This window comes from Limosilactobacillus avium (assembly GCF_947381485.1).
Lineage (GTDB): Bacteria > Bacillota > Bacilli > Lactobacillales > Lactobacillaceae > Limosilactobacillus > Limosilactobacillus avium.
Genome location: NZ_CANCWN010000030.1, coordinates 1 through 22,545, shown reverse-complemented (window position 1 = coordinate 22,545; position 22,545 = coordinate 1). Strand labels below are relative to the sequence as shown.

The 22,545-nt window shown below is 51.6% G+C and carries 17 protein-coding genes and 3 pseudogenes; 4 read left to right on the top strand and 16 right to left on the bottom strand.

Annotated elements, in window-relative coordinates:
- Window positions 1-160: 160 nt before the first annotated feature.
- From ndk to QOS01_RS08670, 3 genes are all read right to left on the bottom strand, one after another.
- A complete protein-coding gene (ndk, locus tag QOS01_RS08680) occupies window positions 161-625 on the bottom strand; it encodes a nucleoside-diphosphate kinase (RefSeq protein WP_047768610.1) in 465 nt (154 codons plus the stop codon).
- A 66-nt stretch (window positions 626-691) separates the two neighbouring features.
- On the bottom strand, window positions 692-3,007 hold the full coding sequence (helD, locus tag QOS01_RS08675) for an RNA polymerase recycling motor HelD (RefSeq protein WP_283622001.1): 2,316 nt from the start codon (window positions 3,005-3,007) through the stop codon (window positions 692-694).
- A 124-nt stretch (window positions 3,008-3,131) separates the two neighbouring features.
- Complete coding sequence (locus QOS01_RS08670; RefSeq protein WP_283622000.1) at window positions 3,132-4,292, bottom strand: cation:proton antiporter; 1,161 nt, start codon at window positions 4,290-4,292, stop codon at window positions 3,132-3,134.
- A gap of 131 nt (window positions 4,293-4,423) precedes the next feature.
- Here QOS01_RS08670 and QOS01_RS08665 point away from each other — a divergent pair.
- Window positions 4,424-5,747: pseudogene (locus QOS01_RS08665) on the top strand (ClC family H(+)/Cl(-) exchange transporter).
- Between the two features lie 140 nt (window positions 5,748-5,887).
- A complete protein-coding gene (locus tag QOS01_RS08660; protein WP_283621999.1) occupies window positions 5,888-6,688 on the top strand; it encodes an SDR family NAD(P)-dependent oxidoreductase in 801 nt (266 codons plus the stop codon).
- 170 nt (window positions 6,689-6,858) lie between these two features.
- Here the strand turns inward: QOS01_RS08660 and QOS01_RS08655 are convergent, their stop codons facing one another.
- The gene (locus QOS01_RS08655; protein ID WP_283621998.1) at window positions 6,859-7,380 is read right to left on the bottom strand and encodes a GNAT family N-acetyltransferase; all 522 of its coding nucleotides are present in this window, start codon (window positions 7,378-7,380) and stop codon (window positions 6,859-6,861) included.
- Window positions 7,381-7,493: 113 nt separating this feature from the next.
- Between QOS01_RS08655 and QOS01_RS08650 the strand changes: the two genes are divergently transcribed.
- Window positions 7,494-8,045 (top strand): hydrophobic protein, encoded by a 552-nt coding sequence (locus tag QOS01_RS08650; protein ID WP_283621997.1) that lies wholly within the window; start codon window positions 7,494-7,496, stop codon window positions 8,043-8,045.
- A 39-nt stretch (window positions 8,046-8,084) separates the two neighbouring features.
- On the opposite strand, the gene QOS01_RS08645 is transcribed toward QOS01_RS08650, so the two are convergent.
- The 12 genes and pseudogenes from QOS01_RS08645 to QOS01_RS08590 all read right to left on the bottom strand — a co-directional run bounded on the left by QOS01_RS08645 (window position 8,085) and on the right by QOS01_RS08590 (window position 19,435).
- Window positions 8,085-9,203 carry a trans-sulfuration enzyme family protein gene (locus QOS01_RS08645; RefSeq protein WP_283621996.1) on the bottom strand — a complete coding sequence of 373 codons (1,119 nt, stop codon included), beginning with the start codon at window positions 9,201-9,203 and terminating at the stop codon, window positions 8,085-8,087.
- Window positions 9,204-9,215: 12 nt separating this feature from the next.
- On the bottom strand, window positions 9,216-10,364 hold the full coding sequence (locus QOS01_RS08640) for a trans-sulfuration enzyme family protein (RefSeq protein ID WP_283621995.1): 1,149 nt from the start codon (window positions 10,362-10,364) through the stop codon (window positions 9,216-9,218).
- Between the two features lie 353 nt (window positions 10,365-10,717).
- The gene (locus QOS01_RS08635) at window positions 10,718-11,254 is read right to left on the bottom strand and encodes a prolyl oligopeptidase family serine peptidase (RefSeq protein ID WP_283621994.1); all 537 of its coding nucleotides are present in this window, start codon (window positions 11,252-11,254) and stop codon (window positions 10,718-10,720) included.
- A complete protein-coding gene (locus QOS01_RS08630) occupies window positions 11,226-11,672 on the bottom strand; it encodes an alpha/beta hydrolase family protein (RefSeq protein ID WP_283621993.1) in 447 nt (148 codons plus the stop codon). The genes QOS01_RS08635 and QOS01_RS08630 overlap by 29 nt, the downstream gene beginning before the upstream one ends.
- Window positions 11,647-12,120 carry a prenylated flavin chaperone LpdD gene (gene lpdD / locus QOS01_RS08625; RefSeq protein WP_283621992.1) on the bottom strand — a complete coding sequence of 158 codons (474 nt, stop codon included), beginning with the start codon at window positions 12,118-12,120 and terminating at the stop codon, window positions 11,647-11,649. Before lpdD ends, QOS01_RS08630 begins: the two co-directional genes overlap by 26 nt.
- Entirely contained in the window at window positions 12,113-12,679 is a 567-nt protein-coding gene (locus tag QOS01_RS08620; RefSeq protein ID WP_283622002.1) for a UbiX family flavin prenyltransferase, read from the bottom strand. Before QOS01_RS08620 ends, lpdD begins: the two co-directional genes overlap by 8 nt.
- Before the next feature lie 6 nt (window positions 12,680-12,685).
- Window positions 12,686-14,166 (bottom strand): annotated as a pseudogene (locus QOS01_RS08615) (UbiD family decarboxylase).
- A 74-nt stretch (window positions 14,167-14,240) separates the two neighbouring features.
- Window positions 14,241-15,125 (bottom strand): LysR family transcriptional regulator, encoded by an 885-nt coding sequence (locus tag QOS01_RS08610; protein ID WP_283621991.1) that lies wholly within the window; start codon window positions 15,123-15,125, stop codon window positions 14,241-14,243.
- A 206-nt stretch (window positions 15,126-15,331) separates the two neighbouring features.
- On the bottom strand, window positions 15,332-16,297 hold the full coding sequence (gene manA, locus QOS01_RS08605) for a mannose-6-phosphate isomerase, class I (protein WP_283621990.1): 966 nt from the start codon (window positions 16,295-16,297) through the stop codon (window positions 15,332-15,334).
- A gap of 131 nt (window positions 16,298-16,428) precedes the next feature.
- Window positions 16,429-17,142 carry a GntR family transcriptional regulator gene (locus QOS01_RS08600; protein ID WP_283621989.1) on the bottom strand — a complete coding sequence of 238 codons (714 nt, stop codon included), beginning with the start codon at window positions 17,140-17,142 and terminating at the stop codon, window positions 16,429-16,431.
- Between the two features lie 15 nt (window positions 17,143-17,157).
- Entirely contained in the window at window positions 17,158-18,039 is an 882-nt protein-coding gene (locus tag QOS01_RS08595) for an ROK family protein (RefSeq protein WP_283621988.1), read from the bottom strand.
- A 16-nt stretch (window positions 18,040-18,055) separates the two neighbouring features.
- Window positions 18,056-19,435 carry a glycoside hydrolase family 1 protein gene (locus QOS01_RS08590; RefSeq protein ID WP_283621987.1) on the bottom strand — a complete coding sequence of 460 codons (1,380 nt, stop codon included), beginning with the start codon at window positions 19,433-19,435 and terminating at the stop codon, window positions 18,056-18,058.
- 205 nt (window positions 19,436-19,640) lie between these two features.
- Here QOS01_RS08590 and QOS01_RS08585 point away from each other — a divergent pair.
- A pseudogene (locus QOS01_RS08585) lies at window positions 19,641-21,032 on the top strand (glycoside-pentoside-hexuronide (GPH):cation symporter).
- Window positions 21,033-22,545 lie beyond the last annotated feature (1,513 nt).

Below are 22,545 nucleotides of genomic sequence, written 5' to 3'. Positions count from 1 at the left end.
TAAGTAGGGCGATCGTGATCCAAGCTTGAGGATTACGACCGCCTTTTTCAATACGTGTCGTTATGGTGTGCTTACGGTGTACCGGCGAAATCTGTATTAGAACTTAAAGAAACTGGTGAAAAGCAAGTGACTTTTCACCAGTTTCTTTACTTTAAGAGTATTAATTATTTTCCAGCTTTGCCTTACGAGCTTGTTCCACGTCAAATTCGGGGAACCAGATACCGATTTCCCGGGTGGCACTGTCTACCGTATCAGAGGTGTGGATGATGTTCCGCAGGTTACCATCTGGCCATTCACGACCGTAGTCCCCACGGATGGTCCCCCACTCGGCCTCGCCAGGGTTAGTAGCCCCGGCCATGTTGTGGATGGCCTGGACAACGTTCGTCCCGGAAACCACAATTCCGACAATTGGGCCTTCAGTCATGTATTCCAAAAGTTCAGGGAAGAATGGCTTGTCCACCTTGTCAGAATAGTGTTGACGCAGCTTTTCCTCGGTTGGGATGATCATCTTCAGGGCTTCAATGGTGTAACCCTTCCGTTCGATTCGGGTAATGATATCACCGATGTGCCGTGTCTTAACACCATCCGGCTTTACCAGTACCAAAGTATATTCATCTTTTACCATACGGAACATCTCCTTATAAATCGCTACTAATAGAGTAACATATTCCCCTAGGCCGTGAAAGCGTTTTTATTGTTTATCGGTTAATTCATGCTCAATCACGACCTGCTTACCGGCCTGAGGAGTAATTGCCTTAGCAACCGGACCGTTGCTTACCAGGGTCAACTGGTGCATTGCCCGGGTTGCCATTGTGTAGATCATCCCCACGGCATCGACGTTTGCCATGTTTTCCTGGGAAATATCGTAGGCAATGACGGCGTCAAACTCGAGGCCCTTGGCGAGGTATATTGGCAAAACAAGGATCCCCGTTGGTAGGGCACTATCGCGGGCGCTGAGCAAGTGAAGGTCACTAACCCCCTGCTGGTGCAGGTGACGGTAAATGTGTTCCGCCTGGTCGCGGTTCTTGGTCAGGACCGCCACCGTCTCAAATTTCTGCCGGTGCTTGGCTACCATCGCCGCCACACACTGGTCGCAGGCCACCTGATCATAGCGAACATAGAGGGCCGGGCGCTCCCCGTGACGGGTAAAGGAAATAACCTGGTCCCCATCGGGCAGGAGGGCCTTAGCGAAGTCAGTAATCTCCTTGGTCGACCGGTAACTCCGGTTCAGGGCAATCAGGTTGGGGTGCTTGGCTTGCAGAGCCGTGCTTAATTCTTTAAGCATCTCCTGGGGCAAACGGAGAGGCTTGAACAGCGCCTGCTCACTGTCACCCAGGACGGTAAACTTGGCCCGGGGGAAGGCGTGGCGGAGGTAGATCAGCATTGCCAGTGGGTAGTCCTGCATCTCGTCAATGAAGACGTACTGGAAGGACTGGTTCTGCCCACTCCCCGTCATCAAGTCCCGTAAATACATCAGCGGAACCGTGTGCATCAGCTTCAGACGGTGGTACTCGATTTCATTTTGGTAGTCGGTAATCGTGTTGATCCAGTCCCGCTTACTGATGTTCTCCGGAAGGTCAACCTGGCGGAGGAAGCGTTCGTACTGGTTGTAAAAGTCAATGAAGTAATTGTTGTAAATTGCGTCGGCTACCACCCGCAGACGGCGCTTGGCCAGGCGGCGGGCCAGGTAGGCGTACTGGGTGTCCTCATCTTTAAAGTCGTCAACCGTCTTTTTGCCGTACAGACGGTGTAGTTGCTGGACGTCCAGGTCATCGAGGGCCTTGGCAACCCAGTCCTTCTTCGCCTCTTCCCGCACCCGGTGCTGGAGTTCACGAATTAGCTTGTTCTTCAGGTGAACTAAACGGTCCGCCGCTGTCATCGTCTTGGGAAGGGCTTGGTAAAGGTCGCGGATGTGATCCGCACTGAAGAAGACCTGGCTATTGAAGGTCAGGTCGGCAAACTGGATCTGTTCCACGGGTAACTGGTGAACGTAGTCAAAGACGGCCGCCATTATTGGGGCGCCTTCCAAGAAGTCAGCAACAACATGGTCCCCGCTGTTTTTCTGCCGTTCCTCGTAGCGGTCAAAGAGGGTTTCCACCTGGAGGCCTTCAAACCGCCGGCGGAGGAAGCCGGCCAGGGTAACCTGGCGCATATTCCGCTCCCCCAGGCTCGGCAGGACCTCCGAGATATAGTGGCTAAAGAGGTTGTTCGGACTGAAGAGGACAATTTGGTCGGCGTTCAGTTCCGCCCGGCTGTGGTAGAGGAGGTAGGCAATCCGCTGCAAAATTGCGGAGGTCTTTCCGGAACCAGCAACTCCCTGGACAAGGAGGAGGTCACTGCGGGTATCCCGGATAATGTCGTTTTGTTCCTGCTGGATCGTCGCCACGATGTTGTGCATGTACTGGTCGTTCTGCTCACCGAGGGCGGCCTGGAGGAGCTCGTCACCAACCGTTTCGTTGGTATCGAACATATTGGTGATCTTACCATCCTTGATCGTGAACTGGCGCTTCTTAACCAGATTGGTGGTCTGCGTTCCCGCCGGTGTCTCGTACTTAACTTTACCGAGCGTTCCGTTGTAATAGACCCCGGAGATGGGCGCCCGCCAGTCGTAGACCAAGAAGTCGGTCTTGTCGCTATTCATCAGCGATGCCGTCCCAATGTAGAGGCTCTCCGGCTCGTCTTCGCCCGGGTCCAGAATATCGATTCGGCCAAAGTACGGGGACCCCTGGAGGTTCTTTAGGGTGCGGAGCTGGTGGTTTAGGATGGTTTCGTTCTCGGCCGCTTGGGAAACTAGTCGCCGCTGCTGTTCAAGTTCGGACCGCGATTCGGCAATATCATCAACTTCGTAACGGTTGATTGAGGCGTTCTCGCTGTAGTTCTTTTCGACCGCCCGGGTTTCCTTATGGGCAGCAGCGACCGATTCCTTGGTTTCCGTGATCTGGCGGGCAATTTCCTCATCGACCCGGTCGACCCGCTGCTGTTCAACGCGTTGCTCTCCGTCTTCCATTTTCGTTCCCCTTTTCTCTGTAATCGTGATTATCTATTTTAGCATTTTATCCACGGGGACCCAACCAAAAGCGACTGGGGCTACAAAAAGGATTGACGAAACGCTTCGCCAATCCCTTTTAATTTCAAGCAGTAGGTAATTTTTTCAATGAATGTTTCAAAATAAACGGCGCCAAGATCGTTGCCAGGATGATCACGGTAATAACGTCTGAATAGTACATCGGCGACAGGAGGTGGGCCTCATACCCAATCTGGGCGGTGATCAGGGCCATCTCCCCCCGGGCAATCATCCCGCTACCAACAACGTAGGAGCTCACCATGTTGAAACCGGCGATCCGGGCCCCGGCCCCACAGCCGACCAGCTTGGTCAGGCAGGCCAACACCGTCATCAAGATCACGAACAGCAGGGACCGCTGGATGTTATCAAAGCGCATGTTCAGGCCGACGCTGACGAAGAAAAGGGGGATGAAGATGGCGTAACCAATGGGCTCAAAGCTCCGGTCAATTGTCTCCTTCCGGTGGGTGTTAGCAACCGCAATTCCGGCAAAGAAGGACCCGACCGCCCCGCTCAGGCCAACGTAGTGTGCAATTGAGGCCATCCCCAGGCAGATGATCATCGCCATGACGGACGGCGCCGACTCGGTCAGCATCTTTTCACTGAGGTGCATCAAATAGGGTGCCAACCAGCGGACCAACAGATAGGTCCCACCGAAGAAGAGAACCTGCAGACACAGGGCCAGCCAGAGCGGCAAACTGGTGTGGGCGTCGCCGCCCTCACCGTTGATCACACTGATCATGATCGATAACATCATGACGCCGATAATGTCATCGGCAACCGCGGCCCCGAGGATGGTTGCCCCTTCCCGGCTGCTGAGTTGGTTAAACTCCCGCAAAACCGCCACTGAAATGCTGACGGACGTGGCGGCAAAGATAACCCCGATAAAGACGGACTCAGTCTTGGTGAAGCCAAAGAAGTAGGCCACCGGCGACATCACGATGACCGGGACGATGGCCCCCGCCATTGCCACCGCGAAGGCGGGCTTTAGGTATTTCTTTAACTGCGAGAGGTCACTTTCGAGCCCCGCGATGAACATCAAAATAATGACCCCAATCTCCTGAAACTCGTTCATCATCGAATTGAGGTGGACCCAGTTCAGCATTGCCGGGCCCACGATGATGCCGACAATGATCTGCCCGATTACCTCAGGGATTTCCACCCGTCGGCAGTAGTGCGCAACAATTTGGGTCATCAGCAACAGCCCCGCCAGGGTTGCAATAAATTCCATTTTCTTTCCTCCACTTCACTTAGTAACTGAGACTAATGATAGCATAAGTTTCAGCACGAACCAGCAAGAAAGGATATAATTTGAAGTGAACTTATTTTTGGGAGGAAACGATTTTGCAAACTGCACAACCCATGCGGGCGCGTGACTTATTGCGGCGCCCATTCACCAACCCCTTTCTCAAACACGTCGGGGCGGGAATCGTGGTCGGCTTCTTTACCGGCCTGCTCGTTGGGGCCTTCCGGTGGATCATTGATCACACCCTGGAAGTCCTCTGGTTCATCTATCCCCAGATGGCTCGCCACCCCTGGTTGCTCATCCCCTACGTCCTGTTGATGTTTCTCATCGCCGGGCTAATTGCCCGTACCATCCGGGGCGAAGAGCTCGACCTCCTCGGGTCCGGAATTCCCCAGATTGAGGCCATTCTGCTTGGCAAGCACCGGATGAAGTGGTGGGCCGTTTTATGGCGGAAGTTCGTCGGTGGTCTCCTGGCAATCTGTCCCGGTCTCTTCCTGGGGCGGGAAGGGCCCTGCATCCAAATGGGGGCCTGCATTGGTGAGGGCTTCTCGGAGCGGGTCTTCCACCTCAGTGATGACGACCGCCACCTTCTTTTGCAGTGCGGGGCCGCGGCAGGGCTTGCGGCAGCCTTCAGTGCCCCCCCTCGCCGGGACCGTCTTCCTGCTGGAAGAAGTTACCCACGACTTCAGGAACCGGGTCTGGGTGCCCACCCTGGCTGCCTGCATTGCGGCTGACTTTGCGACCTTCCTCTACTTTGGGACCCGGCCCTGCCTGTATTTACCAATCAAGATGAACCTCCCCTTCACTGCCTACCCGTGGCTGCTGGTTGCCGGGGTTGTAATTGGGGCGGGAGCATACGGCTTCCAGTACTGTATCCTGAACCTGAAGTGGTGGTACGGCAAGCTGACCATCATCCCCGACCGCTTCCATAGTATTATCCCCCTCCTCCTCGTGATTCCCGTCGGCCTGTGGAATGCGAAACTGCTGGGGGGAAGCCACAAGGTAATCCAGTTTTTGAGCATCATGCCCAACAGCCGGGGATGGTGGCACTACCTCATCCTCCTGGTCGCCTTCCTGGTAATCCGCTTTGTCGGTACCATGGTTTCTTACGGGGCCACCGTACCCGGCGGTATTTTTATGCCCATCTTTGTCCTCGGCGGTATCTGGGGAGCCATCTTCGGCCTACTGATGGTTCACGCGGGTATTCTTCCGGCCGCCTGTTATCTGAACATGATTGTCCTGGGGATGACCGCCTACATTGCCGCCACGGAAGGAACACCATTTACCTCGATCCTTTTGGCCACGGAAATGATTGGTTCAATCGAACAAATCCTCCCGATGGCAATCGTGACCTTCGTGGCCTACTACACCAGCATGGCCCTCGGGTCACAGCCATTCATCTACGACGCCCTGCGTGAAGAGATGACATTCGAAAAGTAGTAGTAAAGCAGTCGCTGGCCCAAGCATTCAGCGACTGCTTTATTATTTTTTTATTAAGATAATTACTCCTATAACTGACGTTAGCTAGGGCCATGATAAAATCAACCTATAGAGTTTGATCATTTAAAGGAGGAAACAACATGGGTTTTCTAAAGGGAAAAGTAGCTCTGATCACTGGTGCGGGGCGGGCCGTTTTAAGTGACGGCCGCTGTGGTTCGATTGGTTACGGTATCGCCACCGCCTACGCCAAGGAGGGGGCCAACCTGGTTATTACCGGTCGTAACGAAAATAAGCTTGCCGCCGCTAAGGACGAGCTAGAGAAGAATTACGGAATTGAGGTACTGGCAGTGCCGGCGGACATCAACCCCCAGGCTGACAACCAGGCCGTGGTCAAGGACGTCGTCGACAAGGCGATTGCCAAGTTCGGCCGCCTTGACGTATTGATCAATAATGCCCAGGCGTCCGCTTCCGGCGTCACGCTGGTTGACCACACCAAGGACCAGTTTGACCTGGCAATTTACTCCGGTTTGTACGCGGCCTTCTACTACATGCAGGCCTGCTACCCATACTTGAAGGAAAACGGTGGGTCAGTAATCAACTTTGCCTCCGGTGCCGGCCTCTTCGGCAACTATGGCCAGTGTGCCTACGCCGCCGCAAAGGAGGGTATCCGGGGGATGAGCCGGGTGGCCGCCACCGAATGGGCTAAGGACGGGGTGAATGTTAACGTCGTCTGCCCGCTCGCCTGGACTGCCAAATTGGAACAGTTTAAGACCGCCTTCCCGGACGCCTTCAAGGCTAACGTCCACGTTCCCCCGATGGGCCACTTTGGGGATGCCGAAAAGGAAATCGGCCAGGTTTGCGTTCAACTAGCTTCACCCGACTTTAAGTACATGACGGGAGAGACCATCACATTAGAAGGTGGCCTCGGTCAACGACCATAAAGTAAGCAAAAATGAGGCTGTGACATAAGTCCCCTATATAGTTAAAAATGCTACAGCGCAGTACACAAAGGGACTCTAGCGTTCGGCAAATCCGAACGCTAGAGTCCTCTTTGTGCTTGCGGGGGTTCGAAGACGAACTAGCAAGCTAGTTCTGTCTCACTCCCATTTTCTTACTTTAAATTCAATTCATATGCTAACCGGTCAGGGTTCTCCTTGTCCTCGGTGACCTGAATAATCCCCCGGTAAGCAAAACCGCTGCGTTTGGCAACCGCCTGCATTGGCTGGTTATACTTCGACGTATCAATCCGGAAATTGGCAACCCCCTGGGCAACCTGTAGGCTTAAGAGGTCGGCCATGAAGATCTTCGCCAGCCCTTCCCCCTGGTATGCGGAACTAAAGCAAATGCGGTGGATGGTGGCGTAAGGATCCTGGTCATTTTGCCACGCTCCGTCAATCTTCTGGTAGGTTGGCTCGGCCCCCACGATTACCGCCGCGTAACCAGCAATCTCCTGCCCGTTGATGAAGACAAAGCCGTGACCCTCCTTGATATCCGCGGCAATATCGTCTTCAGCAGGATAGGCCCCCTGCCACTGGGAACTCCCGGCGGCCTTCAGCTGGGCCTTGGCGTCTTGAATGATTGACATTATCCGGGCCAAGTCGGCCAGCTTAGCCTGACGTGTGTACTTTTGCATCGTTTTTCTCCTCCAGTTGAATTTATCCTTATTTTACCTGAATCGGTGCTGCTGTCCACCCCGTTGTGAACTATAATGGAAACAATAACTACCAGGAGGGGGACTAGTTAAAAATGTGGGTTATCATCCTTTTCATCCTATTAATATATTCATTTATAAAGGGGACATTTGAGTTTGAGCCCGTCACCCGGCGGAGCCTAATCATCATCCCCGCTTACGCTTTTGTCATGATGGTCCTGGCCCTGCATGAAGAACACTTTGCCCACAAAGTTCTTTTGACCATCCTCCTGTTAATAATCGGCATCCTCATCGGCTTCTTCCAGGCGACCCGGGTCTCGGTCACTGGCCCCCAGGGGAAGGACCGCTACGGCCGGCCCATCATTAAGGTCAAGCGCAACTGGCCATACCTGTTCGGCTGGATTGTTGTGTTCGTAATTGACATCATCATTGAATTTGCCGACCAGGCCGCGGTCAGTGGGGCCGCGGTGTTTGAGGAGTTGTTCAAGGAAATCCTCAAGGACCTTTCCTCAATCGCCTTCTTTAGCTTCAGCAACGAATGGTTCGTCTGGGCCCTTACCATGGCGACCAGCTTCGCCTATGGCATTTCCCTCTTGGCCCGCTACCCGGCAATCCGCCGGGCAGTTGCCCCGCGTCACCGTAAATAATTGATATTAGCGTCCCGTGCTCACCGTGCGGGGCGCCTTTTATTTACCAAGTGCCTGTTTAAGGTCGTTAACCAGGTCTGTTGGATCCTCCAGGCCAACGGACAGCCGGAGGAGGCGGGGCGTGATGCCGAGCCGCTGCCGTTGGTCAAGCTCCACGTCCGCGTGAGTCTGGTAAAACGGGATTGTGATTAGGCTTTCGACTCCCCCGAGGCTCTCCGCAAAGGTAATCACCTTCACGTTGTTCAAGATCTTTTCGACGTCGCCCTCATCCTTAAGGTAGAAGCTAATGATGCCGCCCTTGCCGGGATAGAGGACCTTACTAACGTGAGGTTCACCTTGCAGGTATTTAACGACCTGCTGGGCATTGCTGGTGTGGCGCTCAACCCGGATCGTCAGCGTCTTCAGGCTTCGCAACAAGAGCCAGGAGTCAAACGAGTCGAGGGTGTCGCCGGTGGTAATGTAGTATTCGTAGTACTTGGCGGCGAGGTCGGGGTCCTTACAGACTAAGATCCCACCCAGCAGGTCATTGTGCCCCGAAAGGTACTTCGTTGCCGAATGAACCACAATGTCAGCCCCCAGGGTCAGTGGTTGCTGGTAAACCGGTGTGTAGAAGGTATTATCAACCGCCACCAGGGTCTGCGGGTTCTTCTCGTGTACCGCAGTTGCCACTGCCTGAATGTCAACCTTCTTCATCATCGGGTTTGATGGCGTCTCCAGCCACACGAGTTTCGTTTTCGTGGAAACTTTGGCCACCAGGTCAGCAATTGATCGGCCGTCCCACTGGTCAAAGTCGACCCCGGCGTGGTCATGCAGGTAACGGAAGTAGCGAAAATCGCCGCCATAGAGGTCGTCCAACGAGATTAGCTGGTCCCCCGTCTTGAGGATACTCAGTGCCAGCTGGATGGCCGCCATCCCCGAGCTGACAGCAAAGGCAGCGGTCCCCTTCTCTAACCGGGCCATCGTTTCCTCAAGCGCCCGCCGGTTAGGGGTGGCAAGCCGTGAATAGGTGTAGCCACGGTGGGGGTCAAAATTCTTGGCCTCCGCTAGTGAATCGTGGCGGTAGTTCGATGAGAAGTACAGGGGCAGGGCAACGGCCTTTTTACCATCCAGGTGGTTGCCAGCCTGGGCAATGATTGTATCGAGTGATTTTTCTGACATAGTTCTTCCTCCTTACTTTTGTGCCTTATCCAGGGCTTGCTTAATATCGGCAATTTGATCACGGTAGTCCTCGATTCCCACGGCCATCCGAATCAACCCCGGCTTGATTCCCGCGGCTAATTGTTCTTCAGGACTCAACTCCGCGTGACTCATCTTGCTGGGAAGCTCGACCAGGCTTTCCACCGCTCCCAGGCTGACCGCCAGCTTGAAAAGCTTAAGCTGGTTGACAAAGCGAACCGGGTCGATCCCCGTACTGAGCTCGAAGGAGAAGACACCGCCTGCACCGGTCGCCTCTTTTTGCAGGGCTTCGTACCCCGCCAGGCCCTTGACCCCAGGATAGTAAATTTGCGCAATGTCCGGCCGGGGCCGCAGGTAGTTAACCAACTCCTTGACGTTGGCAATCTGCCGGTCGAGGCGCAGGCTGAGGGTCTTCACCCCCCGGGCCAGTTCGTTGCTATCTTCAGGCGACAGAACCGCGCCGAGGGCATTTTGAATGAAGTAGACCCGCCGGGCGAGTGCCGGATCCTTGACGATGACGGCGCCGGCGGAAACGTCGGAGTGGCCGGAAAGGTACTTGGTGGCACTATGGATGACAACGTCGGCCCCCAGGGTCAACGGCCGCAAGAGGTAGGGACTGAGGAAGGTATTGTCCACAATCGTCAACAGCTGGTGCTGGTGGGCCAGTTGAGCAACATCACTGACGGAGGTCACCTGAAGCAGGGGGTTCGTCACCGGTTCAAAGTAAATGGCCTTGGTGTTCGGCCGGATAGCCCCTTCGATTGCCGCTAAGTCCCGGGTGTCGACCGCCGTAATGGATAGGCCCCAGCGGGCAAAGAACTGGTGGAGCAAGCGGAAGGTGCCACCGTAAATCTGGTACCCAACGATGATGTGGTCCCCCTGCTTGAAGATTGCGAGGGCCGCATGAATCGCTGCCATCCCCGAAGAGAAACAAAAGCCCTGGTACCCACCTTCAAGGTCGGCTAACTGGTCCTCCAGTGCCCGCCGGGTTGGGTTGCCTGAACGTGAGTAGTCGTCCTTGATGGGGGCGCCCACTGCCGGGTACTCAAAAGTGGTTGCCTTATAAATGGGAACGGTCACTGCCCCGGTGCCGTTATCTCCCTGTGCGGGTTGGTGTACAAGTCGTGTATTGAAATTCGTCATTTTACTTCCCCTCCTAAACAAAAAAAGCGCCCCTAAGTAGAAAAATTCTACCTAGGGACGCACATAGCATGGTACCACCCAATTTCACCGATAAAATCAGCCTCAACAGTACTTAACAAGTTAAATACCAGGGATGGTAACGGATCCTGCCGGAATTACAGCCGGCAATTGGCCGACCACGCTTCGTTGCTCCGAGCTCATCTTCAAGACACCCCGTTACCCGCCTTCTCACCATCAGCGGTCACTGCCTGAAACAAGATGTCTCTACTCTTCTCATCAACGCACTTATAAAATTAGAGTTAAATTAAATTGTGGTTAGTATAGTTTAATCTTAAGCTATTGTCAACACTTAATTAGCCAACTATGACTCGCAGGAATTCAAAGACAGTGTCTAACGTTTTCGGTGCAAAGAAGCCGTCACTGCCGTGGTCGCTCCCCGCCAGGCAATAGAAGTCCGCCCGGTGGCCATTTTTCTTTAATGCCTGGTACAACAAGCAGCTCTGTTCAAATGGCACAAAGCGGTCCTTGTTGCCGTGCATGATTAAAAATGGTGGTAGCTCCTTATCCGGCTTAATATAGTTAATTGGATTTGCTTTTTGCACCAGTTCTGGGTTTTGGTAAATGTCCTTTGTGCCTAGGAATTCGCCCTCTAGGCTGTGGGCGGTGACGTGGTCCTGTGTCGATGGGACCTTATTCATACGGCTAATATCCGTTGGCCCATAGAAATCAACGCAAGCCTTAAAATTAAGCGGCATTGTTTCGACATCCTCATCACTGAAAAACTGGTTGCCTTCCGTCACGGTAGCAAGGGTCACAGTATGACCACCGGAAGAATCTCCCCAGGCACCGTATCGCTTGGGGTCAACATGGTACTGCTCCGCATGCATCATGCATAAACCTGGTTGCCGTGTTCAAATCCCGAACCTGAACGGGGAAGGACCAGCGGGGTGCGTAACGGTACTCCACCATTGCAACCACATAGCCGTGTTTGGCAACTTCAACCATGTGGGCAAGGTGGTTACCGAGGTTCTGCTTATGAAAAGCCGAACCCTGAACCCACATGATAAGGGGAAAACGCCGCTCCCCAGCCGGCACAATAATGTGCAGGTGTAATTTCAGGCTATCCTTATAGGCATACACCACGTTGAGGTGTACCTGCGGATAATGGGGCTTCAGGTCCACGTCCAATGTCTTCATCCCTGCAGGATCATCGGTCGCCTGTGGAAATTCGTCTTTTGCCATTTCAAAAGGTTCAACGTAGTCCTGCGGCATCCCGCTCAGCTCAGCGTCTGTCATTATTTTCTTCATGAACTTCACCCTTCCCGACTTCAAAGTTCTGCAGGTGCGTCGTGTATTGGGGATCACTAAATTCTTGGGCAAACCCAGCAAACCATGTAATAACCTGCACGGCTAGATTATCGACCATCGCAAACGACGCGTTAATCTGGGCAGCAGTAATACCGTCAACATGTACGCCAGCGGTGACGCAGATATTGCCGGGAGCCTGATCAACAACCCTTTTTACAAACTGCTCAGCGAGCATAATATCCTTATGGATTCGACCATCATGACTAGCAAAGTGGACCTTTGTGACCTTGCCAGTCTTCTTGTCGTAACTGACGATTCCACCTAGGTGGGGAACATTACCGCCAGTTAGGTTAACCAGCAGGTCCTTGTTCATTAAGGTCGCACTAGCGGTAATCGTGTACCCTTCCTGCTTGACTGTGAAAATTTGTTTATGAATCAAGTTAGCCATTCCACCGCCGCCCTATTTCGTTATCGATTCCCAACGCGTCAACTACCTTCATTGACTGGTGGTCAATGATGTCCTGGATGGTTTGCGGATGGTCGTAGAAGGACGGGATGGGTGGAATAATCTGGACACCAAGTTTTGCCAGCTTGGTTAGGTTTTCCAGGTGAATTGCTGAAAGGGGCGTTTCACGGGGAACAAGAATCAGCTTTCGCTGTTCCTTTAGCATTACACCCGCCGCACGGATGATCAGATCATCATCAAAGCCAACGCTAATCCCAGCAACGGTCTTCATACTGGCTGGTTCAACCACCATTGCATCAACCCGAAAGGATCCGCTGGCAATGCTGGCCCCTAAATTATGGTCATCATAAACAAAGTCGGCCAGCTTTTCTACTTCTTCCGGCTGGTAGTCAGTTTCAAGCTTAATGTTCTCCTTAGCCCAGTCACTCATTACCAGGTGGGTTTCAATGCCTTCAACCTGTTTTAACTTTTTAAGCAGGTCAATTCCGTAAATACTGCCGGAGGCCCCGGAGATGCCTATAATGATCTTTTTCAAATTAATCAACCCTTATTTCAAATATTTCTTCCAGTCCGGCATTTCCTTGAACTTGGAACGAACTGGTCCTTCATATCAAATGGAACGGTCCCGTCAATAATTGTCTTCGCGCTCATCCCCTTGACCCGGATTGACTTAGGATCGTACTGGGGCCGCTCTGAAGGGTCAAGCGGGTGATTCCGCATGCCCGGAAGGCAGACAAAGTCCTGGTCTGCTTGGAAACGGGTGTTCATCGTCCATACCACATCATTCATGTCAAAGATATCGACGTCCTCATCAACTAGCCAAACGGTCTTTAATTCCTTAAAGGCAGCAAAGGCTAGAATGGCTGCTTGGCGTTGAATTCCTTCGTCCGCGGGGTTGTCCTTGTGGATCTGCATAATGGTCATGAGCTTACCACCCCCGGCTGGCGGATTGTAAACGTTAACCACCTTTCCGGGAATTGCCTTATCGACCATTTCCAGAATTGACGCCTCTGTCGGAATTCCCGCCATTGAGACGTGTTCCTCACTTGGCCCAATTACGGACTGCATGATTGGATTATCCTTCCGGTGAGTCACCGCCGTTACTTTAACCACGTTGACCGCCGGATTAGCCACCCCGTTGTAACCCGGGAACTCAGGCATTGCAAAACCGGTGTTGGTGTTAATGTCCTCTTGCATCGTTTGGTTAGGCATAATGTAGCCCTCAATCACGTATTCGCTCCTGGCCAATGCGGTTTCGTCTACAGAAACCCCATCTACTAACTGAACCGGTTCCTGCCGGAGGGCCCCGGCAACGTCCAACTCATCGTAGCCGAGCGGCGTTGTTGGTGGTTCGAAGGTGGCACCAATCGTTACCGCTGGGTCCAGGCCAATGTTGATTGTGATTGGCATCGGCTTGTTTAGCTTTTCAAATTCCTTTTGGAAGTGTCCAATATGACGGCCACCAGGCATAACATACATTCCTAAGGTGTCCTTATCCTCCAGTACCATCCGGTGAATGGTAACGTCACTCATCGACTTATCCGGACTAGAGCCCTTGACAAGGCCACAAGTAATGTAGGGACCGGCATCGTATTCAGTATTCGTTGGTGCTGGCACTAGTTTTCTAATGTCAAAGTCGGGGTCACTGGCAAGGTGTACCACTTCCTGAGCAGGAGCGTCCTTCTTTTCCACCTTAACTGGGTGGACTGGGTTTTCAACCGCATCCTTTAAGAAGCGGCCCAGCGTCCTGTAATCATGGTGAAGGATCCGGCCATCACGCTTCCGGCTGGCCATTAAGCCAGTTAAAACCCGGGTGTGGGGGAAGCCCTTCAGATTGTTGAACATCATGGCTGGTCCCTCCTGGGTCGGCCGTTCAACGGTCCCCCCGGCCCCAATATAACGGTAAACACCAGAGATTTCCGCGTCCGGATCAATTTCAACATCAGTCTCGTGATAATCAGCTGGATTATCCTTAATTTCCCGTAACACTTTTCTTAAATCCCAAGGATCCTTAGGTAGTTCTGTCATGATAAGTCACCTACTTTTATTTTTGCCTTTATTATGAAAAGGATGATAAGTAAACATCAATTCCGTTTTAGCCGTTAATCATTCCACTTTGGCATCGCAAATTGTTGGAGATAGTTCCAAAAGTCCGTAACCAACTTGGTATCACTTTGCCTACTCTTCGCAAAAAGCAAGTAACTAGGGCGTGTGGGTACTAGTGGGCAAATTGCGATGTCTGGTCTTGGACGGTCTGGCTGCATCATTATGGCAACCCCCTGGTTTTCCTTAACCATTTGGAAGATTGAACTAACCCGTTCACTCGTGAATGATACTTGGGGGTCAAAGCCAACCGCGTGGCACAAATCAACAACGGGCTGATAAAGGAGGCTCTGTCGCGAGAGCATGATGAACTTTTCGTCTTTTAATTGGCGGAGGTTAATGCGCTGTGCGGTAGCGAGGGGGTGCTTCTTATTTAAACAAGCGACAAATTCTTCCCTGGTGACAATAACTCGATCGTAGTTTAACCTGGTCGGATCGAGGGACCGCGTGTAGGCCACGTCGATTTTCCCCTCATCAAGCAGGTTCAAAAGGTTGCAGGTCTCATCTTCATGAATCGCGATCTTAACCGTGGGGCGGAGGGCCTGGTAGTCGATCACCTTGCGAAAAATGTCATTATTGGAAAAGCTCGGAATTACACCCAAGGTAATTTGGTTACTCTTTTCCACGTCAAAATTCCTTGCCTTATTTACCATTCGTTTGTTTAACTCGACTACCGCGGTGGCATCCGCCAAGATTTCCTTGCCGAAAGCCGATATTTCGACATTCTTATTAGTTCGCCTAAATAGGCTACGCCCTAGTTCCCTTTCCAGTGACTTAATTTGCTTGGAAATTGCACTTTGACTAGTGTATAGGTTTTCGGCCGTCTTCGAAAAGCTCAGCGTTTGCGCCAAATCTACAAAGGCCCTTAGTTTGTTAATCTCCAAATTCTCACCCCAATCATTTTTTTGGCTTATAGAATTATTAAAGGGCACGCAAACCTAAATAACAAACATTTCGCACCCCCGTCGAAGCAAGCAAGCCCTTAAAAAGCACAAAGAGGGCTCTAGTGTTCAAAAGAATCGAACGCTAGAGTCCTTTTGTATACCGTGCTGTAGCATTTTTCTATACGGGTGCCACAACTTTAAGATAATTATTCAACTGATTCCGAGGCAATGACCAGCATCTTGCCGTCCATTGACCACTCCTTAACGGTTGCGGGGATAATCAGGTGAGTCCCCTTCTTCAGTTCGTATTCCTTGCCGTCCACGGTTAAGGTTCCCTGGCCATCAATGATTGACATTAAAGTGTAGGGACCATGCTCGTGCTGCCGGGTAAGGTGGCCATTGACTTCCCACTTGTAAACACTGAAGAACGGTGAATCTGGTTGGGTGATCAGGGTCGTGACGACCGAATCGCCCGCCTTTTCTACCGTGCTGTTAAGTTGTGGTTCCTTGAACGGTACGGTGGTGACGTCAATTGACTGCTTGAGGTGGAGGGCACGCTTCTTGCCGGTCTTCTTGTCCACCCGGTCGTAGTCATAGATCCGGTAAGTTGTGTCAGAGCTCTGCTGGGTCTCTAAGGCCATGATTCCCTTGTTGAGGGCATGAATGGTACCGGACGGGACGTATACAAAGTCCCCAGTCTTAACCGGCTTCTTGCCGAAAAGCTTCCCCCACTCATGCTTTTCAATCATTTCTTTGAGTTCTTCCCGGGTCTTAGCAGTGTGACCATAGGTTAAGTAGGCGCCTTCGTCGGCGTGGATGATGTACCAGCACTCGGTCTTGCCCAGTTCGTGCTCGTGCTTCTCCGCGTAAGCGTTGTCGGGGTGCACCTGAACAGAGAGGCTGGCCTCCGCGTCCAGGATCTTGGTCAGCAGTGGAAACACTGGTGACTGCGGATTGCCAAAGACCTCCGGGTGCTTAGCGTAGACGTCCGGAAGGAGTTGGCCCTTAAACTCACCATTCTCAATCTCATTGGGACCGTGAGGGTGGCCAGAAATTGCCCAACATTCACCAATCGTTCCCGCAGGAAGGTTGTAGTTAAAATCGGTGGCCAAGCGCCGGCCACCCCAAATTTTTTCATGAAAAACGGGTTTCAAAAACATTGGTTCTGCCATTTATCTCACGTTCCTTATCAAATATTATCCGTATTCAACGGCTCCACATTAGCCATTGACTGTCTAAATAATATGCCTTTTGGCAGCGTTTGTAAATAATCATCATGCTCTTTTTATTAAAAGATATATTTTTAATCGTAATTAGTCTCGACAACGGTATACGAACGCTTATTGTAGAGGTTCCGGCTCCGCGAGTACTCAATGTTCTGCCCGTTACTGGTCCAGACGATCTGTTCGACTTCCAGAATTGGGGTATCCTTTTTGGCACCCAGGTACTTGATATCATACTGGTCCGCCCGGTCGGCATTGATTTTTCGAAAGGCCCCGCCAAACTTAATCTGCAGCTTCTGGTGAATATACTTATAAATCGACTGCTCCAGGACATCCTCAGACAGGGAAGGGACCAGCCGGACCGGCATGTAGGAGTGTTCAATGATAAAGGGCTGCTTATCGAGGAGGCGGAGACGGATGATCTGATAGACCGGCTCCGTTTCCTTGATGTCCAACCGCCGGCAAAGGTCCTTGGTCGGGAAGGTAACCTCAAATTTAATTACCCGACTGGAAACCCGGTCACCTAGTTGGGACTTCAGGCCCTGAAAGGCTCCTACTGGGGAATCATTTTCACCCATCAGTGAAATATTGCCCAGGACATAGGTTCCCAGCCCCGACTGCTTATAGAGCAAGCCGATGCTTTCCAAGTAATCCAGGGCCCGCTTAACGGTGATCTTGCTGACGTTAAATTCGTCCGCCAGTTCCAGCTGGTTGGGAAGGAGTGTCCGCGGCTGGTACGTCCCGTCAAATATTCGTTTCTTGATTTTCTCTGCAACTGCCTCGTATTTTTTCATCGCTGACCCGCCTAATTATATTTGATCAATCGTCAGGCCATAGCTCTGGCAGAAGTCAATCACCGCCCCCAGCTGGTTAGCCTGATTATGGAATTTACTGATAACAACTTCGGGGCACTGGCCAACATCCGTATTCTTCTCCTGCCAGGCAGCGATGTGCCGCTTAACGGCCGGAAGCAATACCGGGTTAGCCGAAACCGCCCCACCAATGACAATTCTATCAGGGTCAAAGGAATTTTGTAAATTATAACAGGCAAGGGCTAGGTAGGTCGTGATCTGGTCGACAAACTGTTGGGCGTCGCGGTCCCCATCCTGGGCACGGGCAAACAATTCCTTGCCAGTAACCGGCGTCCCCACTTTTTTACTAAAGGCCTTGGCAGCCGCTACTGGTGAAACCAGGTGACTTAGCGTGGCCCCGCTGGTTGGGTGCATAATCATGTAGCCAAACTCGCCACCAAACAGGTGGGCCCCGTGGTCCTCAATAATCGCCCCACCGACCCCGCTGCCAATCACGATGGCAACGATGGTGTGGCAGTCCTTGCCGGCACCGAAGAAACTCTCGCCCAGGCCGGCACAGTTGGCGTCATTTTCAAGGCTGACCCGCGTGTTTAAGCGCTGGGCAAGTTGCTGGCGGATGGGGAAGTTATGGATGTACTTGATGGCACTGCTTCCCTCAATTACCCCCTTTTTCTTATTGACGGCTCCCGGCGAGGAAACGGCAACGCCAACCAGGTCAAAGTCGTCTGCCAGCGCGTCCTTTTGCGCTGCAATTACCCGGTAGTAATCCACAAGTGTGGCGGGGGTGGGACAGTCCGTCAATTTATGAAGCTGGTGGTTGGCGTAGTAGCCAAATTTAATGCTCGTGCCACCAACATCAACCGTCATCAGCGCTCTCATCGTCGTTTCCCCTTTCCTAAATCTGATCACCGTTATCAGCGAGCACCTTTTGGAACCAGTAGAAAGACTTCTTCGGTACCCGCTTAAGGTCCCTAAGGTCGTGGTTGGTCCGGTTTACGTAGACGGCCCCGTATCGCTTGTTAACGTCGGCATGGGAGCTGGGAATGTCAATCAGGCCCCAACCCAGGTAGCCTAACACCTTGGCACCGTCTTCAAACATTGCCGCCTTCATCGCCCGAATATGGTCGCGGTGGTACTTGATCCGCTGGTCATCCTCAATTGGGTGCTGGCCATCCCACTCTTCTTGGCAACCAATCCCGTTTTCGATTGGGAAGACCGGCAAGTGGTAGCAGTTATAAAGGTGGGTGATGATGTTGCGAAAACCGAGCGGGTCAATATCCCAGCCCCAGTCAGTCTTGGGGGTAAAGCGGTTGGCTTCCATCCCCGCGTTGAGGTAGCGGTTGGGTGCACAGTCTGGGCGAAGCTTGTCAGCGTTCAGGGTCGTTGACCGGTAGTAGCTAAACGCCAGGAAGTCGGCGTGAATCTGTGCCAAGATTTCCCCGTCACCATCCTGGTAGTCGTTATTGACCTGGTGATTTTTAATATAGGCCTGGACTTCGGTCGAGTACTCACCACTGGTGTACAACTTGTTGAGGTTCTCGTTCAAAAACTCATTCGACTTGCGGGCGTAGAAAACGTCGTTGGGCTTAGACGTGGCCGGATAAACTGGCGTGTAGGCAATCATGCCCCCGATTTTAACGTCCGGATAATTAGTGTGGAGGTAAGCACTGAGCTGTGCATAGCAAAGCATCGTGTGGTGGAAGATGGTGTACAGGTCGTCAAGCGACTTGTCCCCCTTCGTGTAGCCGGCGATGTTAAACGCCTCGTCAGTGAAGTAGAGGTTGTGTTCGTTAAAGACAATCCAGTACTTTACCCGGTCAGCGAAATGGTCAATCATGGCCTTGCCGTACCTAACAAAGGCCGCCACCGTTTTCCGGGACATAAAGCCGTTATCTTCCTTGGCAAGCTTTAGTGGCATGTCAAAGTGGTAGAGGCAGACCATCGGCTGAATGCCACGAGCCAGCATGGCGTTGATCAGGCGGTCATAAAAAGCAATGCCCGCGGGGTTGAGTTCACCGTCCCCGTCCTTCACAACCCGGGACCAGGAAATCTGAATGCGGTACATGTTGAAGTGCATTTTCTGCATCAGGTCGAGGTCTTCCTCATAACGGTGGTATTCATCAATGGCAACGTGCCAGTCAGTACTAATCGCCGTTGCGGGCCGGACATCGTAAACCGACTTGCTCTTCCCATCAATGTCGTAGGCCCCTTCAGTCTGCATGCTCGAAACCGAGTTCCCCCAGAAAAAGTCCCGGGGCATTTTTTGTTTGTCCAAAATGTTTTCCTCCCCTTGTGAGTTATTTCTGCCTTCAGTATACACTGTTTTAACAAAATGAATATCTTTTTATTAAAAAACATATTTTTTATTTAAAAAACATTTACATTTGCTTGGAAGCGCTTTAGAATTGAGCTGTTCAAACGTGAAAGTATTAATTTGTTAACGAATCAATTCTTATTCAGCAATTCTAGAGGCGAAAACTATGGATAAATCAGTTAATACACTTAATAATGAACACCAGGTTCGCTGGCCAGAAAGGTTAAGCTACGGTGCAAGTAACTTTGCCTGCTGCCTGTCCTTTGGTTTAATTGGGAACTTCCTCATGTACTTCTACACGGACGCCTACGGAATTTCCGCGGCGGCCGTGGGGACCCTATTCTTGGTCGCCCGGGTCATCGATGCCTTTAACGGGCCATTCTGGGGAATTTTAATCGATCATACCCATACCCGTTGGGGGAAAAGCCGGCCCTACTGGCTATGGTTCTCGATCCCGTACTCCATCTTCTGTGTGCTGGTGTTTACCACCCCGCACCTGAATCTGGGTGGCAAGATCCTGTGGGCCTACATAACTTATATCGGTGTTGACGTCTTATACTCCGGGGTCAACATCCCCCTGACGTTGATCCTGCCTAACCTGACGAGCAACGCCAACGAACGGGTCACCCTTTCTACCATTAGTGCCCTCTTCGCTACCGCCGGCAGTACACTGATTTCCGTGATTGCCCTCCCCCTTGTCAAGGCGTTTGGTCAGGGGAATAACCAGAAGGGCTTCTTCTGGTTGGGCCTTATCCTTGCTTTTCTTTCCTGCGTCATCCTACTTAACGCCTTCTTCAACACCCGAGAACGGGTTCAGAGCGTTGCCGAACGGCGGTCACTGCCAATCAAGACCTCACTGAAGGCCTTGAAGGGTAACTGGCCATGGGCAATCATCTTCTTCATTGACTTCGTTTACTGGATTGGGATGCAGACCCGGAACCAGGTAACGGTTTACTTCTTCAAGTACAACATGCACGCGGCCTGACTGACCTCCATCATGCTCGGCCTGGGCTTGTTTGGCTCGATCACCGTTGCCGTCACACCGTGGTTCTCTAAACGAATCGGTAAGCGGAACACGATGATGGTTGGTTGGCTCGTTTCAATCACCGGCCAATTAGTAATGTGGGTTGGGGCAAAGGTTCAAAACGTCCCAATCATCATTGCCGCTAACATCATCGTTAACCTTGGTCTGGGCTTTATCTCCGGTCTAATTGCCGTTATGTTGGCTGATGCTGTTGACTATGGTGAATGGAAGAACGGTGTCCGGGCGGAAGGAATCATTACCGCCTTCTCCAGCTTTGGTGCCCAACTAGGTATGGGTCTTGGTGGGGCAATTACCGGTTGGGTCTTGGCCCTGGGTGGCTACGTTGCCAACCAAACCCAAACACAGTCGGCCCTCAACGCAATTACCTGGAACTATGTCTGGATTCCCATCATGGGGTTCGGTCTTTCCGCAATTGCCCTGCTCTTCTACCACGTTGACAGTTTCCAAGACAAGATGGAAGCGGACCTTCGTGCCAAGCACGCTCGTGAAGAGGCGGCCGCAAAGGATAACTAGATATAAAGGAGCCGTGACATAAGCCTCCTATATAGTTAAAAATGCAACAGCGCAGTACACAAAGGGGCTCTAGCGTTCAGAAAAACCGAACGCTAGAGCCCTCTTTGTGCTTCCACAGGCTAGCTTCGCGTCGACGGGGGTTCGAAAACGAACTAGCAAGCTAGTTCTGTCTCACTCCCATCGGTGCAGCTCAAGTAATCAACTGAAGCCATTTTACACACCAGTATAATTCTCTTGATACATATATTATATACAATTAATAAGCGCTCCGTCCACTTTCCGGGACTGGGGCGCTTTTCTGTTGAGAAATTCAGAGATAGTGCTGAAGTAAAGGCAAACAACCAATTTTAAATTTTCGTACCAAACAAAAAGGACGCCTATTAAGCGCCCCCAACCGGTTCGGCTTAAGTAATCAACTGAAGCCATTTTGCACACCGGCTAATCATCTTTGTGAACTAAGTATAACATGGTACACTAATTATTGCACACCGGAACCCAATCACTTTCGAAAATGTGCAATAAGGTGGTGAAACACCATGAGCCATTTTTGGCTAGTCATCTTTATCGTGCCTAGCAAGCACGTTAAACGCCTAATTAAGTGGTTGCTCGGGTAGTGACCCTAGCGCTCCATCCCCTTTACCGGGGTTGGGGCGCTTTTCTTAAAGATGCGGTGATAAAAGTATAGATAGACGAGCAAACTTTACGGTTACTGGAGCAATTGCTAGATTTCATGCTAACTAAAAAAGGACGCCTATTAAGCGCCCCCAACCGGTTCAATAGTGAGGAGCTACCTCACTATCATTTTGCACACCGGCCTTATAATCCTGATACATTTATTATACCATATTTAAGGCATGGTACAATTAACATTGCACATCGGGTGGGCAGCTCCCACTTAAACCATGTGCAATGGGAGGTGACTCCTGTGGGACATTGGTTCCTTATAATCCTGATTGTGCCCAGTAAGCACGTTAAACGCCTAATTAAGTGGTTGCTCGGGTAGTGACCCTAGCGCTCCATCCCCTTTACCGGGGTTGGGGCGCTTTTCTTAAAATGCGGTGATAAAAGTATAGATAGACGAGCAAATTTTACGGTTACTGGAGCAATTGCTAGATTTCATGCTAACTAAAAAAGGACGCCTATTAAGCGCCCCAACCGGTTCGATGCAAGCGACCAACAAGCATCGTTTTTGTACACCGGTATCTTATTCATCATAGCTATATTATAGCATAGCTTTCCCGTGATACAATAACTGAGTACGCCGGGAGCCTGACCAGCTCCATTTTATGCGTATAGTGGGAGGTGTTCCCATTGCATTGGTGTATCTTATTCATCATTGTGCCTAGTAAGCACGTTAAACGCCTAATTAAGTGGTTACTCAGGTAGTGACCCTAGCGCTCCATCCCCTTTACCGGGGTTGGGGCGCTTTTTTAGGATCGCGGTTTGTAAAATTAAGTTAGAAAAATAAAAAAGTCATTTGTGATAGACTTTTGAATAACCACAAACAAAAGTA

What these genes read in the sequence shown, in the direction of transcription:
- ndk (WP_047768610.1), bottom strand. Translation starts at nt 625, where the DNA reads ATGGTAAAAGATGAATATACTTTGGTACTGGTAAAGCCGGATGGTGTT.
- helD (WP_283622001.1), bottom strand. Translation starts at nt 3,007, where the DNA reads ATGGAAGACGGAGAGCAACGCGTTGAACAGCAGCGGGTCGACCGGGTC.
- QOS01_RS08670 (WP_283622000.1), bottom strand. Translation starts at nt 4,292, where the DNA reads ATGGAATTTATTGCAACCCTGGCGGGGCTGTTGCTGATGACCCAAATT.
- QOS01_RS08660 (WP_283621999.1), top strand. Translation starts at nt 5,888, where the DNA reads ATGGGTTTTCTAAAGGGAAAAGTAGCTCTGATCACTGGTGCGGGGCGG.
- QOS01_RS08655 (WP_283621998.1), bottom strand. Translation starts at nt 7,380, where the DNA reads ATGCAAAAGTACACACGTCAGGCTAAGCTGGCCGACTTGGCCCGGATA.
- QOS01_RS08650 (WP_283621997.1), top strand. Translation starts at nt 7,494, where the DNA reads ATGTGGGTTATCATCCTTTTCATCCTATTAATATATTCATTTATAAAG.
- QOS01_RS08645 (WP_283621996.1), bottom strand. Translation starts at nt 9,203, where the DNA reads ATGTCAGAAAAATCACTCGATACAATCATTGCCCAGGCTGGCAACCAC.
- QOS01_RS08640 (WP_283621995.1), bottom strand. Translation starts at nt 10,364, where the DNA reads ATGACGAATTTCAATACACGACTTGTACACCAACCCGCACAGGGAGAT.
- QOS01_RS08635 (WP_283621994.1), bottom strand. Translation starts at nt 11,254, where the DNA reads ATGATGCATGCGGAGCAGTACCATGTTGACCCCAAGCGATACGGTGCC.
- QOS01_RS08630 (WP_283621993.1), bottom strand. Translation starts at nt 11,672, where the DNA reads ATGAAGAAAATAATGACAGACGCTGAGCTGAGCGGGATGCCGCAGGAC.
- lpdD (WP_283621992.1), bottom strand. Translation starts at nt 12,120, where the DNA reads ATGGCTAACTTGATTCATAAACAAATTTTCACAGTCAAGCAGGAAGGG.
- manA (WP_283621990.1), bottom strand. Translation starts at nt 16,297, where the DNA reads ATGGCAGAACCAATGTTTTTGAAACCCGTTTTTCATGAAAAAATTTGG.
- QOS01_RS08600 (WP_283621989.1), bottom strand. Translation starts at nt 17,142, where the DNA reads ATGAAAAAATACGAGGCAGTTGCAGAGAAAATCAAGAAACGAATATTT.
- QOS01_RS08595 (WP_283621988.1), bottom strand. Translation starts at nt 18,039, where the DNA reads ATGAGAGCGCTGATGACGGTTGATGTTGGTGGCACGAGCATTAAATTT.